At 45.3% G+C, this 19,108-nt stretch carries 20 protein-coding genes; 17 read left to right on the forward strand and 3 right to left on the reverse strand.

Annotation, left to right across the window (positions count from 1 at the left end; genetic code table 11):
- The first annotated feature begins 60 nt into the window (after nt 1-60).
- Nucleotides 61-918 (forward strand): YihY/virulence factor BrkB family protein, encoded by an 858-nt coding sequence (locus tag KNQ11_RS12595; protein ID WP_023466934.1) that lies wholly within the window; start codon nt 61-63, stop codon nt 916-918.
- Between the two features lie 50 nt (nt 919-968).
- Here the strand turns inward: KNQ11_RS12595 and KNQ11_RS12600 are convergent, their stop codons facing one another.
- On the reverse strand, nt 969-1,799 hold the full coding sequence (locus tag KNQ11_RS12600) for a sulfite exporter TauE/SafE family protein (RefSeq protein WP_251139694.1): 831 nt from the start codon (nt 1,797-1,799) through the stop codon (nt 969-971).
- Between the two features lie 133 nt (nt 1,800-1,932).
- On the opposite strand from KNQ11_RS12600, the gene KNQ11_RS12605 reads away from it, so the two are divergent.
- The 9 genes from KNQ11_RS12605 to KNQ11_RS12645 all read left to right on the forward strand — a co-directional run bounded on the left by KNQ11_RS12605 (nt 1,933) and on the right by KNQ11_RS12645 (nt 7,303).
- Nucleotides 1,933-2,781 (forward strand): LysR family transcriptional regulator, encoded by an 849-nt coding sequence (locus KNQ11_RS12605; protein ID WP_064300577.1) that lies wholly within the window; start codon nt 1,933-1,935, stop codon nt 2,779-2,781.
- Nucleotides 2,782-2,925: 144 nt separating this feature from the next.
- Nucleotides 2,926-3,189, forward strand: a complete 264-nt coding sequence (locus KNQ11_RS12610; protein ID WP_023466936.1) for a metal-sensitive transcriptional regulator — start codon at nt 2,926-2,928, stop codon at nt 3,187-3,189.
- Nucleotides 3,190-3,244: 55 nt separating this feature from the next.
- Entirely contained in the window at nt 3,245-3,724 is a 480-nt protein-coding gene (locus KNQ11_RS12615; protein ID WP_023466937.1) for a DsrE/DsrF/DrsH-like family protein, read from the forward strand.
- A 22-nt stretch (nt 3,725-3,746) separates the two neighbouring features.
- Nucleotides 3,747-4,106 (forward strand): rhodanese-like domain-containing protein, encoded by a 360-nt coding sequence (locus KNQ11_RS12620; RefSeq protein ID WP_047391640.1) that lies wholly within the window; start codon nt 3,747-3,749, stop codon nt 4,104-4,106.
- A 25-nt stretch (nt 4,107-4,131) separates the two neighbouring features.
- Nucleotides 4,132-4,428, forward strand: a complete 297-nt coding sequence (locus KNQ11_RS12625; RefSeq protein ID WP_023466941.1) for a rhodanese-like domain-containing protein — start codon at nt 4,132-4,134, stop codon at nt 4,426-4,428.
- A 28-nt stretch (nt 4,429-4,456) separates the two neighbouring features.
- A complete protein-coding gene (locus tag KNQ11_RS12630; protein WP_064300579.1) occupies nt 4,457-5,032 on the forward strand; it encodes a sulfurtransferase TusA family protein in 576 nt (191 codons plus the stop codon).
- A gap of 35 nt (nt 5,033-5,067) precedes the next feature.
- Nucleotides 5,068-6,204: an MBL fold metallo-hydrolase gene (locus KNQ11_RS12635; RefSeq protein WP_064300580.1), complete on the forward strand. Its 1,137-nt coding sequence runs from the start codon at nt 5,068-5,070 to the stop codon at nt 6,202-6,204.
- 43 nt (nt 6,205-6,247) lie between these two features.
- Nucleotides 6,248-6,475 carry a sulfurtransferase TusA family protein gene (locus tag KNQ11_RS12640; RefSeq protein WP_029343316.1) on the forward strand — a complete coding sequence of 76 codons (228 nt, stop codon included), beginning with the start codon at nt 6,248-6,250 and terminating at the stop codon, nt 6,473-6,475.
- 51 nt (nt 6,476-6,526) lie between these two features.
- Complete coding sequence (locus tag KNQ11_RS12645; protein ID WP_214772119.1) at nt 6,527-7,303, forward strand: sulfite exporter TauE/SafE family protein; 777 nt, start codon at nt 6,527-6,529, stop codon at nt 7,301-7,303.
- Nucleotides 7,304-7,367: 64 nt separating this feature from the next.
- On the opposite strand, the gene KNQ11_RS12650 is transcribed toward KNQ11_RS12645, so the two are convergent.
- Nucleotides 7,368-7,754 (reverse strand): DUF302 domain-containing protein, encoded by a 387-nt coding sequence (locus tag KNQ11_RS12650; protein ID WP_064300582.1) that lies wholly within the window; start codon nt 7,752-7,754, stop codon nt 7,368-7,370.
- Nucleotides 7,755-7,940: 186 nt separating this feature from the next.
- On the opposite strand from KNQ11_RS12650, the gene msrB reads away from it, so the two are divergent.
- The 4 genes from msrB to KNQ11_RS12670 all read left to right on the forward strand — a co-directional run bounded on the left by msrB (nt 7,941) and on the right by KNQ11_RS12670 (nt 16,536).
- Nucleotides 7,941-9,041, forward strand: a complete 1,101-nt coding sequence (msrB, locus tag KNQ11_RS12655) for a peptide-methionine (R)-S-oxide reductase MsrB (RefSeq protein WP_214772127.1) — start codon at nt 7,941-7,943, stop codon at nt 9,039-9,041.
- Between the two features lie 144 nt (nt 9,042-9,185).
- Entirely contained in the window at nt 9,186-12,083 is a 2,898-nt protein-coding gene (locus tag KNQ11_RS12660; RefSeq protein ID WP_214772129.1) for a S8 family peptidase, read from the forward strand.
- A gap of 145 nt (nt 12,084-12,228) precedes the next feature.
- On the forward strand, nt 12,229-14,799 hold the full coding sequence (locus tag KNQ11_RS12665) for a HAMP domain-containing sensor histidine kinase (RefSeq protein ID WP_082874248.1): 2,571 nt from the start codon (nt 12,229-12,231) through the stop codon (nt 14,797-14,799).
- Nucleotides 14,800-14,997: 198 nt separating this feature from the next.
- Nucleotides 14,998-16,536: a GGDEF domain-containing protein gene (locus KNQ11_RS12670; RefSeq protein ID WP_214772131.1), complete on the forward strand. Its 1,539-nt coding sequence runs from the start codon at nt 14,998-15,000 to the stop codon at nt 16,534-16,536.
- A gap of 78 nt (nt 16,537-16,614) precedes the next feature.
- Here KNQ11_RS12670 and KNQ11_RS12675 read toward each other — a convergent pair whose 3' ends face one another.
- On the reverse strand, nt 16,615-17,253 hold the full coding sequence (locus KNQ11_RS12675) for a FusB/FusC family EF-G-binding protein (RefSeq protein ID WP_064300586.1): 639 nt from the start codon (nt 17,251-17,253) through the stop codon (nt 16,615-16,617).
- A gap of 150 nt (nt 17,254-17,403) precedes the next feature.
- Between KNQ11_RS12675 and KNQ11_RS12680 the strand changes: the two genes are divergently transcribed.
- The 3 genes from KNQ11_RS12680 to KNQ11_RS12690 all read left to right on the forward strand — a co-directional run bounded on the left by KNQ11_RS12680 (nt 17,404) and on the right by KNQ11_RS12690 (nt 19,103).
- Nucleotides 17,404-18,111, forward strand: coding sequence for a hypothetical protein (locus tag KNQ11_RS12680; RefSeq protein ID WP_214772133.1), 708 nt, complete (start codon nt 17,404-17,406; stop codon nt 18,109-18,111).
- A 64-nt stretch (nt 18,112-18,175) separates the two neighbouring features.
- Nucleotides 18,176-18,625 (forward strand): general stress protein, encoded by a 450-nt coding sequence (locus KNQ11_RS12685; protein WP_214772135.1) that lies wholly within the window; start codon nt 18,176-18,178, stop codon nt 18,623-18,625.
- 28 nt (nt 18,626-18,653) lie between these two features.
- Nucleotides 18,654-19,103, forward strand: a complete 450-nt coding sequence (locus KNQ11_RS12690; RefSeq protein WP_023466954.1) for a universal stress protein — start codon at nt 18,654-18,656, stop codon at nt 19,101-19,103.
- Nucleotides 19,104-19,108 lie beyond the last annotated feature (5 nt).

Genomic DNA, 19,108 nt, shown 5'->3' on the forward strand with positions numbered 1-19,108 from the left:
TTAAAGGAGGTATGAAATGGGGGATAGTGTAGAGAATTAGTTGAAAGTGAGGAAATTTGTATGTCTTTAATCAAACCTGTATTTGCCCGTTTTTTTGGTGAAGCCTTTTTTGATAAATCGGCTCAGCTCGCCTATTATCTGATGTTGTCCTTATTCCCGTTCTTATTATTCGTAGTTGGGATCGTCTCGTTCTTACCGTTTACGTCCGATAACGTGCTGGATTTAATTCGACCGTTTGCTCCGGCAGAAACGTATGATTTGATTCAGCGGAACGTCGTTGGAATCTTTGATCAAGGCGGCTTTAAACTTGCCTCGATCAGTTTTCTCGCCGCCTTTTGGCTTGCTTCGATGTCGGTCCAGTCACTTGTCCGCTCGCTAAACGATGCGCTCGAAGTGACACGAAAAGCGCCATTCTGGCGCGGACTGTTGCAAGACTTCGCTTTTACGATCGGGATGATGATCATCTTACCGATTTCATTGATTGTTCCGATTTCAGAAAAGTTAACACGGCGTTTCATCAACCACTTTGCAATCGTCGCTGATTTCGTGACGAACTATTCGTGGATCTGGTTCTTATTCCGCTGGGGACTCGGGACGTTGTTCTTACTTGTCTTTTTCATCTTATTGTATCGGATTTTACCGAGTGTCCGACTAACGGTTCGTCAAGTACTCCCTGGAGCCATTTTTGCGACGATCGCTTGGCAAGTCGTTTCGGAATTCTTCTCTTACTATGCTGAGTTCGGGAGTTACGATCGTCTTTACGGTCAGCTTGCCGGAATCATCGTCTTGATGACGTGGTTCTATTTGTCCGCTGTCGTCCTGATGTTAGGGGGATTGATGAATGCGGAACGCATGCGTCAGAAAAAAGAGGCAAAAATCATGAAACCACAAAAAATCAAAGAAGAAAGCGTGCGTTAATCATTGAGCACGCACAAAAGCAGCTGACGATGTGTCAGCTGCTTTTTCATTTAGGCCGTTTTAAGAATCCGGTAACCGAAGACGCTCAACAGGCTGAGTGTGAATAAAGCGAGTAAGACGAGTGACAGATAAGGAAGACCGAATACTTTGACGATGACGCTTAAGGCGACGACACCATAAAAGATTCCTAACGTCTTTTGAACGAACGGTTCATTGAAGCGATGCAAGAGTGAAGCACCGAGTGGTGAGCCGATGAACGCACCGACGATTAAAGCAATCCCGAGTGATAACGGAGCACTGGTTCCGGAAGCAACATAACTCGTCACGCCTCCAAGAACAATCAATGTCGCAGAGGCGATGCTCGTTCCGATTGCTTGTTTGAGCGGGAAGCGAACCCAGGCGAGCAAGAGCGGCGTCAACAAGAATCCACCGCTGACACCCATCAACGACGAGAGGATTCCGGCAGCAAGTCCGATGACGGCGAGCTTTACGACGGAAGCATGATGGACCGGAAAAGACGGACGTTCCTTTGAACGGGGACGAAGGAACTGAATCGAAAAACCAATCAGTAAGACAATGTAGAGACTTGATAAGACGACATCAGCACCAGCATGACGCTCGAGCCAAAAGACGACTGGTGTGATCAACGCAGAACCGATGATGCCAGACAGACCAATGATCCCGGCATCACGAAAACGGAATGTTTTTAATCGAAGATGCGAGAGCGTGCCGGTCACAGTCGATCCGAGTGTCAGCAACAGACTGAGGACGATCGCGGTGCTGGCTTCATAGCCGAGAATCAATAAAAGTGGGGTCAGGATGATGCCGCCACCGATTCCGAAAAAGCCGGAGAGTATGCCGATGGTTGCTCCTAATAACATAAATGAGATATACATCATGAAACTGTCCTTCTTTCTAATACGTGATACCTTGAGTATGAAAGAGGAATACAAGATTATAAAAATGAATTAATTACATACAAATGATTATGAAATGTAATGAGGAGGGGTATTGTTGAAATTAACTGAACTGAGAACGTTCGTCACACTTGTTGAAACACGTCATTTTACGAAAACAGCGGAACAGTTATTTCTATCGCAACCGACGGTCAGTGTTCACGTCAAACGACTAGAAGAAGAGATCGGACATTCATTATTAATACGTGATTCATTCGCAATAGGGGTCGAGGTATCGGAAATGGGCTGGATTGTCTATCGCCACGCAAAAGAAGTTCTTTTCCAGCTCGAACAGATGCAGTCCCAGCTGGATGAATCGGAAGGTGTCTTCCGCGGAACCTTACGGATTGGAGCAACGCATACGATTCACGAAATGTTGCTCGATGACATGATTCATCTGTTTTCGAGCGCTCATCCCGAGGTATCACTAGATATCCAATTAATGAATCACGATCAAGTGGCAGCAGCCTTAAGACATCGTGAGATTGATCTCGGGATGATCGAAGGAGAACTGACACTTGATGGGATCAAACAAATCGTCTTTGCGAAAGATCAACTGCACATCATTGGTGCGGCTCACCTTTCGTTAAACGATGCAACGTGGATCGTTCGCGAAGAAGGATCTGCATCCCGCTATGCGCTCGATCGTTGGCTAGATGCTTCGTCGATCGTTCCCGCACGAACGATTACAGTCGATGCCAACTATTTAGTGCGTCAACTTGTTTTTAATGGGAGTGGCATTGCAGCCTTGTCGGAACGACTCGTCACGTCTTTCCCGTCCGAGTCCTTTGCGCTTCATGCGAAAGGGATTTCTAAACGAACGTTTCGCTACCTGTTACCAGAGAAGATGCCGACTCGCCTTGCAGAACATTGGATCACTTTTTTACAGGCGAATTGGAAAGGTTAAATGTAAAAAGATTTCCGGACGTTCTACAATGGCGATAAAATCGGAAATCTTTTTCGTTGACTTATACCCCTGTAGGTATTATTGTATGAAATGTACCAACGAGGTATGACGCATGTCACATTTAAAAAAGGAGATGGACTTCATATGGAAAACGGTTATGAAGATCGCATCATTCATCGGATGAATCGGATTGAAGGACAAATCCACGGAATCGTTCGAATGATGAAAGAAGAGGCGTCTTGTAAGGATGTCGTCACACAACTGAGCGCTACACGTAGTGCAATCGATCGCGTCATCGGTCTCGTCGTCAGTGAGAACTTGATCGACTGTGTTCGTCAGGATGATGCGACGGAAAATCATGAACAAGCCGTTGCAGAGGCTGTTCAACTCTTAATGAAAAGCAGATAAATTTTTTTATGAATTAATATACCCCTTAGGGTAAAAACTTGGAGGAATTACGTTCATGTCAGATACAAAAAAAACAACCATCGTTTTATTTAGTGGAGAGTACGACAAAGTCATGGCAGCTTATATCATTGCCAACGGTGCAGCCGCATACGATCACGAAGTCACGATTTTTCATACCTTCTGGGGTTTGAATGCGATGCGTAAAGATGAACCGATCCAGCCGGATAAAACATTCCTTGAGAAGATGTTCGGTAAGTTCATGCCACGCGGTGCTGATAAGATGCCACTCTCGAAAATGAACTTCGGTGGTGCAGGTCAAAAAATGATTAAAAACGTCATGAAGAAGCACAATGCGATGCCGCTTCCGGACTTAATCGAATTAGCGAAAGAGCAGGATGTCAAACTCGTCGCCTGTACGATGACGATGGATTTACTCGGTTTGAAACAGGAAGAATTACACGACGGGATTGAGTATGCAGGTGTTGCCGCCTACCTCGCCGATGCGGAGAACGGAAACGTCAATCTATTCATCTAATGATCTGAAGGAGGAATGACGCATGGATGTACTATCGATTATCTTGTTGCTCGTCGTCGGCTATCTCGCTTATAAGATGTTCGCCCCAACAAAAGGCGTCAAGCAAGTGTCGACCACGGAACTGAAGCCGTTACTAAACGACCGCAAACGATTTTATCTCGATGTTCGGACACCGGCAGAATTCAAAGGCAATCACATCAAAGGATTTAAGAACATTCCGTTACAAACGCTAAACAGTCAACTGAATCAAATCCCGAAAGACAAAGAAGTGCTCGTCATCTGTCAAAGCGGGATGCGAAGCAAACAAGCCGTCAAAGTACTAAAAAAAGCCGGTTATTCAAATGTCACGGAAGTCCGTGGCGGAATGAATGCCTGGCGCTAAATCGAATCAAGAGGAGGAATTGAACATGAAACGCATGACAGCAACAGAAGTACAGGAAAAAATCGAACGTGGTGAACAACTGAACGTCATTGATGTCCGGGAAGTCGATGAAGTCAAAGAAGGAATGATTCCGGGAGCGATCCATATTCCACTCGGATTGATTGAATTCAAGATGAACGAACTCGACAAGAAAAAAGAGTATGTCATGGTATGCCGTTCTGGTGCGCGCAGTGGTCGCGCAACGACATATCTCGAAGGACAAGGATATGACGTGACGAACATGGATGGCGGCATGATGTCGTACGAAGGCGAAACGAAATAATACCCCACACCGTAAAGGAGCGAATTGTATGACTAGGATTAAATCAGATATCGTATTGGACGCCAAAGGTCTCGCTTGTCCGATGCCGATCGTTCGGACGAAAAAAACGATCAAGACGTTAGAACCAGGACAAGTCATCGAAGTCCAGGCGACGGATAAAGGATCAACTGCAGATCTCCGTGCCTGGGCAAACAGCACCGGCAATCATTATTTAGGCACGATTGAAGAAGGCGAAGTGCTCCGTCATTACGTTCGGAAATCAACAGGTGATGTCACGGAACCAGCAGCATTCGCTCAAACCGTCGACAACGCAACAGTCGAAGCAGCACGCCAAGACGATTCGATCACGGTGCTTGATGTTCGTGAACAAGCAGAATATGCCTTCGCCCATGTACCGGGAGCCATCAATATTCCGTTAGGCGAACTGGAGACACGCCATGCAGAACTGGATTCAAATCAGACGATTTATGTCATCTGCCGGACAGGTAGCCGAAGTGACATGGCATGCCGACAGCTCAGTGACAAGGGGTATACGGTCCACAATGTCGTACCGGGTATGCAGGAATGGGCGTCTGAGACGACGACACTCGTTTCAGCGAAATAATACAACAGCGTAAAGTAGAGGAGGAACGAGTAGATATGGCACAAGCAATGACAGCCGCACAAGTTACAAAAAAAATCATTGGACGTGAGTCTCTGTTCATCTTAGATGTCCGGAATGAGGATGCGTTTCAAGATTGGAAAATCGAAGGAGAGAACTTCAAGTACCTCAACATTCCGTATTTTGAATTGTTGGATGGTGTCGAGGAGATTCTCGATCAGCTTCCGACGGATCAGGATGTTCTCGTCGTTTGCGCAAAAGAAGGTTCATCGATTTTCGTCGCCGATATGCTAGAAGAAGCAGGACGAGACGTATCGTATCTGTCAGGCGGTATGAAAGCATGGAGTGAACATCTAGAACCGATTTCACTCGGAACGCTGAACGAAACAGGAACTGATCAAGGCGAAGTCGTTCAGTTCGTTCGAATCGGTAAAGGTTGTCTCTCGTATATGGTCATCTCAGAAGGAGAGGCCGTACTCATCGACGCGACACGAATGACAGATGTGTATTTGGATTATGCCGCATCACGCAACGTCACGATTAAGCATGTGTTTGATACACATCTTCATGCGGATCATATTTCTGGAGGACGCGACATCGCCGAAAAAACAGGCGCGACATACTGGTTGCCGCCAAAAGATGCGACGGATGTCACATTCGATTATGCACCACTTGAAGACGGTAGTACGGTTCAAGTAGGGGATACAGCGATTGAAGTACGCGCTCTTTATTCCCCAGGACATACGATTGGATCGACTTCATTCATCGTCGATCAGCGTTATTTATTGACGGGTGATATCTTGTTCATCGACTCGATTGGTCGTCCGGATTTAGCCGGTCTCGCGGAAGACTGGGTTGGTGACTTACGCGATTCGCTCTACAACACGTATCGTGATCTTTCACCAGAACTCATCGTCTTACCGGCACATTTCATGATCATTGAAGAATTGAACACGGATGGTAGTGTAGCGGAAAAATTAAGCATCTTGCTTGCGAACAATCATGGTCTCAACATCGACGATGAAGCAACATTCCGGAAAATGGTCACAGAGAACCTGCCGCCACAACCGAACGCGTATCAAGATATCCGTGAAACAAACATGGGGAAACAGACACCCGATCTTGAAACACAACGGGAAATGGAAGTCGGACCGAACCGCTGTGCGGTACGCTAAGCCGATGCATAACGAACATCAAATCATTCAGGAGGAATACAACATGAAATCAGAACTCGTACTCGACGCAAAAGGACTTGCTTGTCCGATGCCAATCGTAAAAACAAAAAAAGCCATCGCTGGACTCGAATCAGGTCAAATCCTTGAAGTCCATGCAACGGATAAAGGGGCAAAAAACGATCTTCAGGCGTGGGCGACATCAGGTGGTCATGAACTCGTCAAACATGAAGAAGAAGCAAGCGTCCTCAAATTCTGGATTCAAAAAGGTTAATTTCGAAAAGAGAGCTGATTTACGGCTCTCTTTTTTAAGGAGTGATAAACGATGGAATTCGGTTTTATCGTGACGATTTTCTTAATCGGATTTGTCGGATCCTACATTTCAGGAATGTTAGGAATTGGCGGTTCAATCATTAAATATCCGATGTTATTGTACATCCCGCCGCTACTCGGCTTTGCAGCATTTTCTGCCCATGAGGTTGCTGGAATCAGTGCGATTCAAGTCTTTTTTGCGACGATTGGTGGCGTCTGGGCTTACCGAAAAGGCGGTTATTTGAATAAATCATTGATCGTCTACATGGGGGGATCGATTTTAATCGGTAGCTTCATCGGTGCGTATGGTTCAAATATCCTGGCTGAAGACACAATCAACATCGTCTATGGTGTTCTTGCGTTAACGGCAGCGATCATGATGTTCGTTCCGAAAAAGGGAATCGACGACATTCCACTTGATCAGGTCCAGTTCAACAAAACTATTGCGGCGGTATCGGCATTCATCGTAGGTGTCGGAGCCGGAATCGTCGGTGCGGCAGGTGCCTTTTTACTCGTCCCGATTATGCTCGTCCTCTTGAAAATCCCGACACGGATGACGATTGCTTCGTCATTAGCGATCACGTTCATTTCGTCGATCGGCGCAACGGTTGGTAAAATCACGACCGGACAAGTCGACTGGGGTCCTGCGGCAATCATGGTCGTTGCTAGTTTAATTGCAGCACCACTTGGCGCAATCGCCGGGAAGAAGATGAACACGAAGATTCTCCAAGTCATTCTTGCTGTCCTGATTTTAGCGACAGCCGTGAAGATTTGGATCGACATCCTGTGAACGAAAGAACGCTCTACTTGTATGATGTTTCCTTTACGAAACAATGTACAGGTAGAGCGTTTTGTTATTGTGTAGCTTGATCGATTACGTGTCGTAACGTATGTTCGACTTCTTTGGCGACAGTTTGAAGTGCTGCCTCGTCTGCTAAGTCCATCAAGGCAGTTGGTTTTGGCATTCCGACTTTCGTTTGTCCTTTTTCGGTATAGACGACGATTTTACATGGAAGAAAGTAACCGGCCCGTAAGTCATGAGAAACGACGCGGTGCGCCTCTTTGGGTTGGCATACCTCTAAAATATGATAACTTTCATTAAAAGAGAGCTCTTTTTCTTCGAATTTGTTTGCTAAATCAAACTCCCATAAGACACCGAACGATGCCTCTGAGAGAGCTTGCTTCAGTTGAGACATGACGTGATCCAAATCGTGATGTGACGTTACAGTGTAATCAAACATAAATACCCCTCCTGGTGTTTTTTGATATATAGTCTATTCCCTGATTGAACTTCTTTAATCCGGAAGGTCCAATGTGCTCCGTTTGAGCACATGCTACGACAAGACGGCATGAGCGCGGTACAGTTAAATAAAAGAACATCCAATAGACGTCATGCGACGTAAGCTAAATAAAGGAGGCGAAGGGAGATGAAGAAACGAATGTGGACGATTGTATCAGTCATCGGTCTCATCGTCATCATGGTCGGGGGATACTTCGTGTTCCAGCAACAGCAGGCAAAATCAAGCGGCAGTAAAAAATTAAGTTATCAACCGGAAGAAACAGCGATTTTAGCTGGCGGATGCTTCTGGTGTATGGAACCCCCGTTCGAAGAGTTAAAAGGAGTCAAGTCCGTCATTTCTGGTTATACAGGCGGTGATGTTGAAAATCCGACGTATAACCAAGTGTCAGCGGAGACGACAGGTCATCGGGAAGCTGTATTGATCACATTTGATCCGAACGTCATCTCGTACAAGCAATTGTTAGATGTCTACTGGCGCCAGATTGATCCGACGGATGCAGATGGTCAATTCGTCGACCGTGGTGAGTCTTATACGACGGCGATTTTCTATACGAATGAGAAACAAAAAGAAATCGCAGCGCAATCGAAACAAGATTTAGAGAAGCAACAAGTCTTCGATGATAACATCGTCACACCGTTGATTGCGGCAGGTCCTTTTTATGAAGCGGAAGCGTATCATCAAGACTACTATTTGAAGAGTGAGAAGAAATATAAATTTTACCGAGCAGCTTCTGGACGCGACGACTTCATCAACCGTTACTGGAACGATCAACCCAAACTTGATCTTCCAACCTATCCAAAATTATCAGACGCAGAAATCAAAAAGAAATTAACCGACATCCAGTACAAGGTGACACAAGAAGATGGGACGGAGCCGGCGTTTGATAATCCGTATCACGATTTGAAAGCAGATGGTATCTATGTCGATCTGATTTCTGGCGAACCATTGTTTTCATCAAACGATAAATATGATTCGAAGACAGGATGGCCAAGTTTCACGAAACCACTTGAGCCAGGTAATATCATTGAGAAAAGTGATTTTTCAATCGGCATGAAACGGATGGAAGTCCGGAGTCGACATGGAAATGCCCATCTTGGACATGTCTTCTCGGATGGTCCAGAGCCAACGGGGCTTCGGTATTGTATGAACTCAGCCGCTTTACGTTTTATTCCGAAAGAGGACTTGAAACAAGAAGGATACGGTGAATATCTAGCAGATTTTAAATAATCATTAAAAGGCATCCGATGCTCATATGCATAGGATGCCTTTCCTTTCAAAATTGTAAGATACATCCATAAAATAAATATCCATTTTATCCATATCCTGTTTATAATCAAGATAAAGTACATCCATCTTGAAGGAGGAACATGTGTGAAGAAACTGATGATTTGGGTCATGCTGAGCTGTCTGATTTTGACGCTTGGAGTAGGACCTACGACAGCAAAGGCGGAAACAGCCCTTGCTAAAGCAACGCTCTTGAAAGTAGGACAAGAGACGACGCTTGAAACGGGAACGGAAGAAAAAAATACATATTGGTACCGCGTCAATCATGAAGCGGGTGTAGAGAAGAACGCGTCTCACTTCGAACTATCGATCGATACGGATCAACCTGTTCAAGTAACAGCGTATCCGAGTGAAGCGATGGCTGCGGAAGACGATACGTTTGATCGTTACCGGACAGAAGCGGAGCCAGATGAAAAAAATCTGACGAAATTAGCTGTTCCATATGCATGGGATGGACCGTATTATGTCAAAGTCGAATATTACCCGAACATCGAAGAAGGTAAGACGACGAAAGCCGCTCATGTCAAATTGACGTATAACAATGTCAAACTACCTGTCGAGTACGAGCCGATCAATGACATCAGCTGTATGGCAGAAGAAGCACTCAAGCAAACAAAAGAAGAAAAGCCGATGCTTGCACTCATGCACTCGATCCAAAAGCAAGTGTTGAGCCAATCGGATGCAGGACGTGCTTTGACATCGCTTTACTACAAAGCGTCTCCTTACGTCGTCAAAACGCTTTTATTCAATAAAGAGAAGCGTCAACAAGCATATGAAGATTTAAAAACATTGAAGCCAGCGATGGAATCACTCGTACGTGGAACATCGTACACGTTGACGAAAGCCGATCAACAAGCTGTCGATCGTCTCTACAAATTATCACGTGACGCATCTCCTGCTGTGATTGCGGAAGAGATTGATGGATATGCCAACAAAATGGATGTCTCTACATTAAGTGGTAGTTCGTTAAGCGAGACATTCAAGTCAATGGGTATGAACATTCAATCAAAAGAAGCGACACGTTACATCGTTAAATTAAAACCAGGTAAAATGAATCGTTCGATGAAGATTGCGGGTGTTCAGGCAACGGACGTGGAACGTTTATCTCTTGGTAATGCAGGAGACTTCGTCATCGTAACAGAAGATCCGACTGTCAAAGGACAATCGGCAACCGCGTTAAAACAATCACTCAACCGTTCGTCAGCTGTCGAGTATGTTGAAAAAGTTCAGACGTACCGCGCAACGAAGGACATCAACTTTGATTATCAATGGGCCGTCAACAAAAAGACTGTCTTTGAGCAATTTGATAACGTTGGAATCGGTTTTGAAGCGTTCCAACAACGTTTCGGTTCGAAGAAGTTAGCGCCTGTGAAGATTGCAGTCATCGATACAGGTGTCGATTATCGCTTAAAGGACTTACAAGGAAAAGTTGATATCGCAAATGAAAAGAACTACGTTTCTGTTAATGGAGACGGGGATGCGATCGATGATAACGGTCACGGAACACACGTGGCAGGCGTCATCGCAGCAACGATGAACAACGATTACGGGATCCAAGGGATTCATCAATCAGCACAAATCCTACCGGTTAAAGTCTTGAATGCAAACGGCGAAGGAGAAACAGACGCGATCGCACTCGGGATTAAATATGCAGTCGATCATGGCGCCAAAGTCATCAACATGAGTCTTGGTGGTGGTGAGAGCCGGACGATGGCGTATATGATGAAATATGCAGCAGATCATGGTGTTACGGTCGTTGCGGCTTCAGGAAACGACTATGACATGATGGTCGGTTACCCAGCGAACTCGGAATATGCGATTTCTGTTGGAGCGACGAACCCACTCGGAATGGTCGCTGATTATTCGAACTATGGTGTTGGACTTGATGTCGTAGCACCAGGATCGAAAGTCGCTAGTTTGATTCCAGACGGTAACACGGTATACATGGATGGAACAAGTATGGCTTCACCACACGTTGCAGCAGTAGCGGGAATCTTGAAGTCACTGAACCCGAAACTGACACCAACACAAATCGAACAGATCTTGCGTAAGAGTGCAGAGCCGCTTGCGTTTGAAAATCCAAACGACTGGTTCGACTTTGAAGAAGATGAAGACGGGGAAAAGATGGAACCTGAATTCCCAGCTTACGTCAGCCCAGTCTCTGGATACGGAAAAGTCAGTATTCCACGCGCGATTTCTCAGTTGAACTTGAACGGGAATGTCAATGACGTCTATGATAACCAATTGTTTGTCTCTGGAACAGTCAAGACAGGAACGAAAGTTGAAGTGTGGGCAGCACTCGTAACGAAAGATAAGAATGGTAAAGAAACGACGACGAATAAAAAGCTAGCTACGACAACGGCTCAAGCAGGAAAATACAGCGTCAAGATTCCGCGGCAAAACCAAAAGACGGTCTTGACGGTTCGCTATGCGAATGGACTAGACGTCACGTCGGAACGGACAGAAGTCCTTCCTGGAAAAGCACCAAAAGCACCGAAGGTCAAACCGGTTCTTGCTGGTGCGACAAAAATGACAGGTACAGCTCTCGCTGGCGGTACGATTACTGTCAAAGATGCGAAACAAAAGAAAGTCGCCACAGCAAAAGTTGATGCAAAAGGTCATTTCAGTGCGAAATTACCAAAACAAGTCGGTGGTTCAAGCTTGATCGTCACAGTGACGGATATTGCCAAACGCACAAGTAAACCGACGATCGTAAAAGTCCTACCAGCACCAACAGCACCCAAAGTGAAATCAGTCTATGCCGGACAAACGAAAGTAACCGGGACAGCTGAAAAGAAATTGAGTGTTTATGTAAAAGATGCGAAGAAAAAAGTCATCGGAAAAGGAACAGTTTCTGCAAAAGGCAACTATTCTGTCAAAATTCCGAAGCAAAAAGCAAAAGCGAAGCTTTCCGTCTACGTTAAGAATACACGTGGTCAAGTGAGCCCTGTGACTTCTGTGACCGTGAAGAAAGCAAAAAAATAAGCGGATAAAAAGACCTTTTTTCGGGTACATTCCGAGAAAAGGTCTTTTTTTGTATATCCTAGCTGTTGCTTCGAAAGCGTTTCTATTATATTTAAAGAAACAAATGAAAAAGCATCATTCGATGAATGATGAGGAGGATACATTCATGGTGAATTGGATTCGGCGACGAATCGGTCGGCAGTTGCTGACTGTTTTTTATGCGGTACTGATCGTAGTATCGATTACTTCGTTCTTTGTCTATGACTATATGGAAGGACGAATCGAAACATCAAAACAGAATCTCGAGACGATCAGTGAACAAAATCGCCGGGCCAATGATTTGTGGGACAATTGGCAAACCGTCCAGTTTGGATTGCGAGGATTCGTCATTTTTGGTAACCAAGAACGGTTTGATGAGATTCAGGCGCTCCGAACAGATATCAAAAGTGAGACGGATTGGTTCATGCGAAACGCAAAAACAGATGAAGAAGAAGAATTCGCAGCGCAAATGACGAATTTATATGAGTTATACTATGATGCCTTGTTCCCGTTGACCCAGTCTTACGTCAATGAAAAAAAGGCGAATCGGATCAATGAGGACTTCTTACAGGGGGATAGTCTGTTTTCTTTGCCGATTGCCGAGCGTCTTGTTGATCAAGGGCGATTAAAGCCAACTGCCGATGGTTCGATTGATATTACGCCAGATATTGAAAAAGCATCTGCAGCACTTGAGGAATACCGGACGAATCTCAGCCAACAACAAGAAACGGCTGTCGGTGAACTTCGGAGTGAGGTCGCAAAATCACAATGGATTTGGATCTCCAGTATTGTTGTGCTCATTGCCTTCATCCTCTTATTCGTGCACCCGTTCCTTCGCCGGATGACACGACAATTACTACGCTTAATCGATGATAATCAGAAGCTCGCTCGGAAAGAACCGATTAAGATTGATAAAGCTGCCGAGCAGCGACCAGACGAAATCGGATTGTTGCGCGCAGCCTTTAATCGAATGGTCGTGACGACAAATGCCCATACGGATGCGATGCAAGGCAAAAACGAAGAGTTGCAGGCGCAAAGTGAAGAGTTGCTCGCGCAACAAGAAGAACTGCAAGCGCAACAAGAAGAACTCGAAGAAGCGTATCAAACAACGAAAAAGAATGAGGAAAAGCTCCGATTGCGTAGCGAATTGACCGAGGCGCTTGCTGTTCGTGAAACCGTCGAATCGTACCCGGCAATCGTTCAAAAGATGATCGATATCACCTCTTCGGAGTACGGTGCCCTATTGCTCTATGAAGAAGGACAGTTCATGGGTGCGACGACGAATGGGATGACGATGGATTATTTAAAAGTTCTTTTGAAAGATGAGATGTCCGTCATCAATCGATCGGTTCGGGAGATGGAATTCGTCCAATCGGAAAAACGGGTGACGCGTCAAAAAGACTATCCATATTCATTTAGCACGTATGAAGTGACGATTCCTATCGAAGATCCAGAAACGCATGAATTGATTGCAGCCATCTATCTGGTTCGTTATAAATCTGCCTATAAAGGACAGCAGTTAACGGATATTCGCGAGTTCGCGCAACAGATGACGTTATCGCTCCTACGAACGCGTTCTTACGAAGGGATGCGTCAAGAAAAAGAAAAGACCGAGCAAGTGTTGGACTCGATCCGAGAAGCAATCATTTATCTTGAGGATGGAAATGGAGAATTATACGTCAACCGTCCGTTGTTTGAGTTGATTCCAGAACTACAATCGGAATTTACGGTAGATCGAACGTTACCGTCGAGTGAGTACGTCATCAATGTAATGCGTCAGTTGGTGGATGACGTCGAAGCCTTTAATACGTATCTAGATTTGATTCGTTCCGGTGAGATTTCACCGGACAAGGTCCGATTTGATATTCGAAACAACACCGCTCATCTCGAAGTCTACGCGGAACGTATTGATGTTGTCGGAGGATGGAAGGGAATCATCCTCGTCTTACGGGATATTACCCGGGAAACAGAAGCCGATCGTCTCAAAACAGAACTCGTCTCGACCGTATCGCATGAGTTACGAACACCACTCTCATCTATTTATGGTTTTACAGAGTTGATGCTGAATCGAAAGATCGATGACTCAAAACAGCAGAAATATCTAGCGACGATCCATAACGAGACGGAACGGTTATCGAACCTCGTCACGGACTTCTTAGACGTTCAGCGAATGCAGTCAGGTGGACAGTTGTACCAAATGGCACATCTCGATTTGTTTACCCTAACTGAACAAGTGATGTCCTTGTATGACGCTTCAAGTGAACAGCACGATCTCCATTTGCAGTTGCTCAGCCCGGATCGTCCATTCATTTTAGGAGATGAAGACCGGATTAAACAATTAATGAGTAACTTGATCAACAATGCGATCAAGTATTCTCCAGATGGTGGGCGCATAGATGTCTGGATTGATACGAAAGACGATCAAGCCATCATTGAAGTGAAGGATGAAGGAATTGGGATTCCGCATCATGCCTTTGCTCACTTGTTTGATAAATTCTATCGTGTCGATAACTCGGATACACGTCGAATCGGTGGAACGGGACTCGGTTTATCGATTTGTAAGGAAATCGTCAAAGAACACGAAGGCATCATCCATGTCGAATCTGAAGTCGGCAAAGGTAGTCGATTCATCATCGTGTTACCGCTCAGTCTAAGTGAATCCATTGAGTCGACAGAAAAGAATCGACGTTCTAGTTAAAGAAAACGTGATACGTTCCAGTTAAACCGTGTTCAGACCGCTTAGGTGTGAACACGGTTTTTGGTTGTTTTTAAAATGAGTAATCGTGCGAAAAAAAGATTTCAATAAAATAAAAAAAGAGTGAATAAACAGCAATCCTGAACCGATATACCTATAGGACAAACGAACTATGGTTAAAAAAGGAAAGGGGGAATCGTCATGTATGAGAAATGGCTGGGAATCGTTATAGGCTGGTTACTGTTTCATATCGGCTGGGTGACGTATGTGGGCACGGATACGGCAATTGGACAAGTCGTTAACAGCCTGTTCACGATCGGTGGTGTAACGATCTCCCTCTATTTGATTTGGCGGGCACAGCGACGCCAGGCAAGACGCCCTTTTACTTACCGCTTATTTCTTCTATTATTATTCGCTAATGCGATGCTTGGTATCGGCGAATATGGACAGCTCCTATACTTCCTGCAAGGACGTACACGAACGGAACCGTTTGATTGGATCGACTTCATCTTCAGTCTTCAAATCTTGATCTATATCATTGCTTTCGGTTATTTCCTGCGTAATCGACGACAAGAAGTCAATTTGCGGGTCTTTTTGTTCGATGAGTTCATCATTTTAGTCGTTGCAGGATCTCTTTCGTGGCACTACTTAGTGACGCCTTATTTAGAAGCAAATGCCTTGTTGACGATTGAAACGCTTTTATGGCTTCGTTATCCGATCGGTGATTTATTGTTGCTCGGCGGAATGATTGTCTTATTCTTTGGTTTGATGAAGCGTGGCAATGGCGGCTCGTTATTATTGATTCTACTCGCATTTCATTTTCAGTTACTCGCTGATCTATTATACGTGGTACTCGAACGATTTGATTATCCATTTCCTTCGAGTTGGCTCGATCCGTTATGGTTAGCGACTGTCCTGATTGTCGGGCTTGCCGCGTATCGCTTTGATGCTGAAGAAGCGCTCGTTCCTCTTGACGTCACACGGAGATGGATCGATGTCTTACGTTTGATCACTCCTTACTTATTCTTATTGATTCTATTCGTGACGATGGCACGACAAACGATTAGTTGGAACGGTTTGACGATTGGGTTAATGATTGCGATTCCGTTGTTGATTTCCCGTCAAATCCGGATTGTTGTTGACAATCAACGGTTGCGCGAAAATCTCGAAGCGAAGGTGGAAGAGCGAACGGAAGCATTAGCAACTGCCATGGAGGAGATGCGACACATGGCATATCACGATGCCTTAACAGGGTTACCGAATCGATATCTGTTTGCGCGACTGTTCCAAGACGCCTTGTACCGAGCGGAAGCGACTGACGGGCAGGTTGGGTTGTTCTTTATTGACATCGATCACTTCAAAGAGATTAACGATACGTATGGACATCGTGTCGGAGATCAACTCATCGTCGATGTCACGACACGCTTACAAAAGAAACTGCCGCCCAATACAGTCATTTCAAGACAAGGCGGAGATGAGTTCGTCGTCTTATTGTTTGACGTTGAACAAGAAGCAGAAGTGGTGCAGTGTGGAGAACATCTCGTTTCCTTGTTCCAACAGCCGTTTCACCATGGCATCATTCCACTTCCCGTAACAGCGAGCATTGGTGGAGCGATCTATCCTGCGCATGCAGCCTCTCGATCAGACTTGATCGAGCAAGCAGACCTAGCGATGTATGAGGCAAAACGTCGCGGGAAGAATCAATTTTGCTTACATGATCCAGCGATAACGAACACCTGAACGCCGTCACATGCAAAAACACGCTCGTATACTGAACCTCATCGGATCAGTCATACGAACGTGTTTTTTTGATGCCGATCATTTCTTTTGCGTGCGTGCTAAGAACGTTTCAATGACTTCTGGATTCGTCACAGCTTGATTACATGCATCGCTGTCGATACACATATGATGACCAATCGTCTGATGCTGTTCAGCTGAACGACGTGTCGTTGCGGTTACGAGCGTGATGTCACTATACGTATGGCAAATCGCACAGATCCCTTTTTGGATCGATGGCAGATAGGTTCCCTCGACGCCGATCCATTGACCGTCCAAAGGATAGACGAAGTATTTTTTTCGATTTCCGGTATCGTTCCAGCTTAAAAACGTCGTGTGAACCCATTCAAAGGAGTGAAGTGGCGGAACATGTAACTTTTTCGTTTTTTTGAAGAGCTGACGGATGCGTGATTCAGAAATGCTCGGAAACGGTTGGACGAATGGTTCGACGTGTGCTAAATACGCGAGGAGATCTTGTTCGGATTCAGCGTCACGAATGTTCGTCAACAGCGCTTCCTGTTCTGGTGTAAGTACGGGCAATAGATCGAATATTTTTTCAGCAGCACTATACCGGACAGCATCACGAACATCGGGATCATGAACGGCAGCGAATTGATGTTGCAGTAGGTCGACTTGATTCCGAATGAAGTTGTATTGATAGGGCAATAAAAATGCGTCCATTCGCGTTCCTCCTTTTCTTTTCATCGTACCGGAATTTGGCAACAGAACAAAGCGACATTTTTGTTTTTCTGCCTCTTGCAAGGGGAATTGAATAACAGAATGAACGAGGAGGTGAAGAGGGACGTGCAGTATTTAACATTTTTACGCCTCATGAATATAGGAGCATTCCTCTTTGCATTGCTAGCGCGCGTCGTTTGGTCAAATCCGGTCACCCTTCCTGCGTTGCCTCTTGTTCCAGCACCTTTTTTTGATGCGATTACAGGTGTCGTGTTCACGACGTTGTTAATTTGGTGTATTCGACCGGTTCGAGCTTTTCCAGCGGATCGAGAACTGATTGAAGACATCGGGGGATGGCTCGCGTTATCGCTCCTGACACTTGGCGTCAGTAGTATGACCGGACCACCTTGGGAACTCGTCTGGACTACGATTTCATTCATCAGTCTTTGTTTAGTCTATATGAAAATTCAGTATCATCCTCGGCGCTCGCCTTGGATGCGCTCCCCATTTTCAGTATTACTTGCCTGGATGAGCACGATGCTGTTAATTTTACCATTTCGGATCTTATCGGATTTTCAGTTCACTTCGCTATTTGGTCTTTCCGAACAGCAATGGAGTACGATTGCACTCATCGTAGCGATTATCGGAGGACTATTGTTTGTCGTCATTCATTCCGATTGGGTATTCGGTCTCGCGCTCGTCTGGTATTTGATTGGATTGTACTTTAACGATCGCCTCTTTCTTCTGCAACAAATCGTAACAGGGGTCGGAATCGTATGTGTTTTACTCTTGTGCTATTACGTCTTCTATAAACGGCAACGTCTTTTTCGACAGCAATCGCCGAAGTCTTCTTCATCCTAGTCATGTTTTAGATGAATTTGGGGTATATCTCATATAGTTGCTATAAAAGGGGGAGACGTGTGTCATGGGAAAAAAACAATGGATTGGTGTCTATCAAAATGAGACGGATTTGATTCGAAAAATTGAGGATCTACACTTTGCTGGTTATCTAGAAGAAGATTTGTATGTCGTGTTGCAAGACAAAACCGATATGGCGATGTTACGCGGGCAATCAGCAGCGCAACTCGTCTCTGGAAAACGGACGCTATTTGAGCGATTTACAGGCAAACCGGCTTCGACTGAGGAAATTCAAACCGCCTTCACGGAACTCGGATTACCGGAGTCGGATATTCGTCAACATGTCTTACGTGTCCAGCAAGGTGAGTATGTCCTGTTAGCAGACGAAGCAGGAGCAGCACGTCCTGCACCGGAACCAAAAAGTATTTTGGAGACAGAACCAGAAGGGATCGAGGCAGAACGAAAACTCGATCACGAAAACCGCGCCCTCGAAAATGAAAATGACCGGATGCTGTAAGAGAGTCGTGCAGAAAGGATGATTCTTGATGGAGAGCCAGTATCATACGATTTTAGTGGCAGTCGATGGATCAAAGACGGCAGATCTTGCCTTTGAAAAGGCAGTGAAATTCGCCAAACTCGATCATGCCAAACTCGTCATCGCCCATGTCATCGATATTCAGACATTTGCTAATGTACGTGCCAATAAGCGTTTCATTGATCAAAACGTCACGGAATATGCACAAGGACTGCTCGATCGTTACGAGAAGCGGGCACGAGAAGCAGGCGTCGAGACAGTTGAACTGGTCATCGAAAATGGCTCTCCAAAAACATTGATTCCGAAGGTCATCGCACCACGTGTCGGTGCTGGGTTGATCGTCTGTGGGGCGGTCGGGATGAATGCGATGGAACGCATCATGATCGGGAGTGTCTCTGAAAACATCTCCCGTTATGCAAAATGCGATATCTATATCGTCCGTCCGAAAACCTTGAAGTGATATAA

Source organism: Exiguobacterium sp. s39 (assembly GCF_018618925.1).
In the GTDB taxonomy this organism is placed as follows: Bacteria; Bacillota; Bacilli; order Exiguobacteriales; family Exiguobacteriaceae; genus Exiguobacterium_A; species Exiguobacterium_A abrahamii.

Coding starts and splice junctions, on each gene's coding strand:
- KNQ11_RS12635 (WP_064300580.1), top strand. CDS start 5,068: ATGGCACAAGCAATGACAGCCGCACAAGTTACAAAAAAAATCATTGGA.
- KNQ11_RS12600 (WP_251139694.1), bottom strand. CDS start 1,799: ATGTTATTAGGAGCAACCATCGGCATACTCTCCGGCTTTTTCGGAATC.
- msrB (WP_214772127.1), top strand. CDS start 7,941: ATGAAGAAACGAATGTGGACGATTGTATCAGTCATCGGTCTCATCGTC.
- KNQ11_RS12675 (WP_064300586.1), bottom strand. CDS start 17,253: ATGGACGCATTTTTATTGCCCTATCAATACAACTTCATTCGGAATCAA.
- KNQ11_RS12690 (WP_023466954.1), top strand. CDS start 18,654: ATGGAGAGCCAGTATCATACGATTTTAGTGGCAGTCGATGGATCAAAG.
- KNQ11_RS12685 (WP_214772135.1), top strand. CDS start 18,176: ATGGGAAAAAAACAATGGATTGGTGTCTATCAAAATGAGACGGATTTG.
- KNQ11_RS12625 (WP_023466941.1), top strand. CDS start 4,132: ATGAAACGCATGACAGCAACAGAAGTACAGGAAAAAATCGAACGTGGT.
- KNQ11_RS12630 (WP_064300579.1), top strand. CDS start 4,457: ATGACTAGGATTAAATCAGATATCGTATTGGACGCCAAAGGTCTCGCT.
- KNQ11_RS12620 (WP_047391640.1), top strand. CDS start 3,747: ATGGATGTACTATCGATTATCTTGTTGCTCGTCGTCGGCTATCTCGCT.
- KNQ11_RS12670 (WP_214772131.1), top strand. CDS start 14,998: ATGTATGAGAAATGGCTGGGAATCGTTATAGGCTGGTTACTGTTTCAT.
- KNQ11_RS12595 (WP_023466934.1), top strand. CDS start 61: ATGTCTTTAATCAAACCTGTATTTGCCCGTTTTTTTGGTGAAGCCTTT.
- KNQ11_RS12640 (WP_029343316.1), top strand. CDS start 6,248: ATGAAATCAGAACTCGTACTCGACGCAAAAGGACTTGCTTGTCCGATG.
- KNQ11_RS12615 (WP_023466937.1), top strand. CDS start 3,245: ATGTCAGATACAAAAAAAACAACCATCGTTTTATTTAGTGGAGAGTAC.
- KNQ11_RS12650 (WP_064300582.1), bottom strand. CDS start 7,754: ATGTTTGATTACACTGTAACGTCACATCACGATTTGGATCACGTCATG.
- KNQ11_RS12680 (WP_214772133.1), top strand. CDS start 17,404: ATGAATATAGGAGCATTCCTCTTTGCATTGCTAGCGCGCGTCGTTTGG.
- KNQ11_RS12645 (WP_214772119.1), top strand. CDS start 6,527: ATGGAATTCGGTTTTATCGTGACGATTTTCTTAATCGGATTTGTCGGA.
- KNQ11_RS12610 (WP_023466936.1), top strand. CDS start 2,926: ATGGAAAACGGTTATGAAGATCGCATCATTCATCGGATGAATCGGATT.
- KNQ11_RS12665 (WP_082874248.1), top strand. CDS start 12,229: ATGGTGAATTGGATTCGGCGACGAATCGGTCGGCAGTTGCTGACTGTT.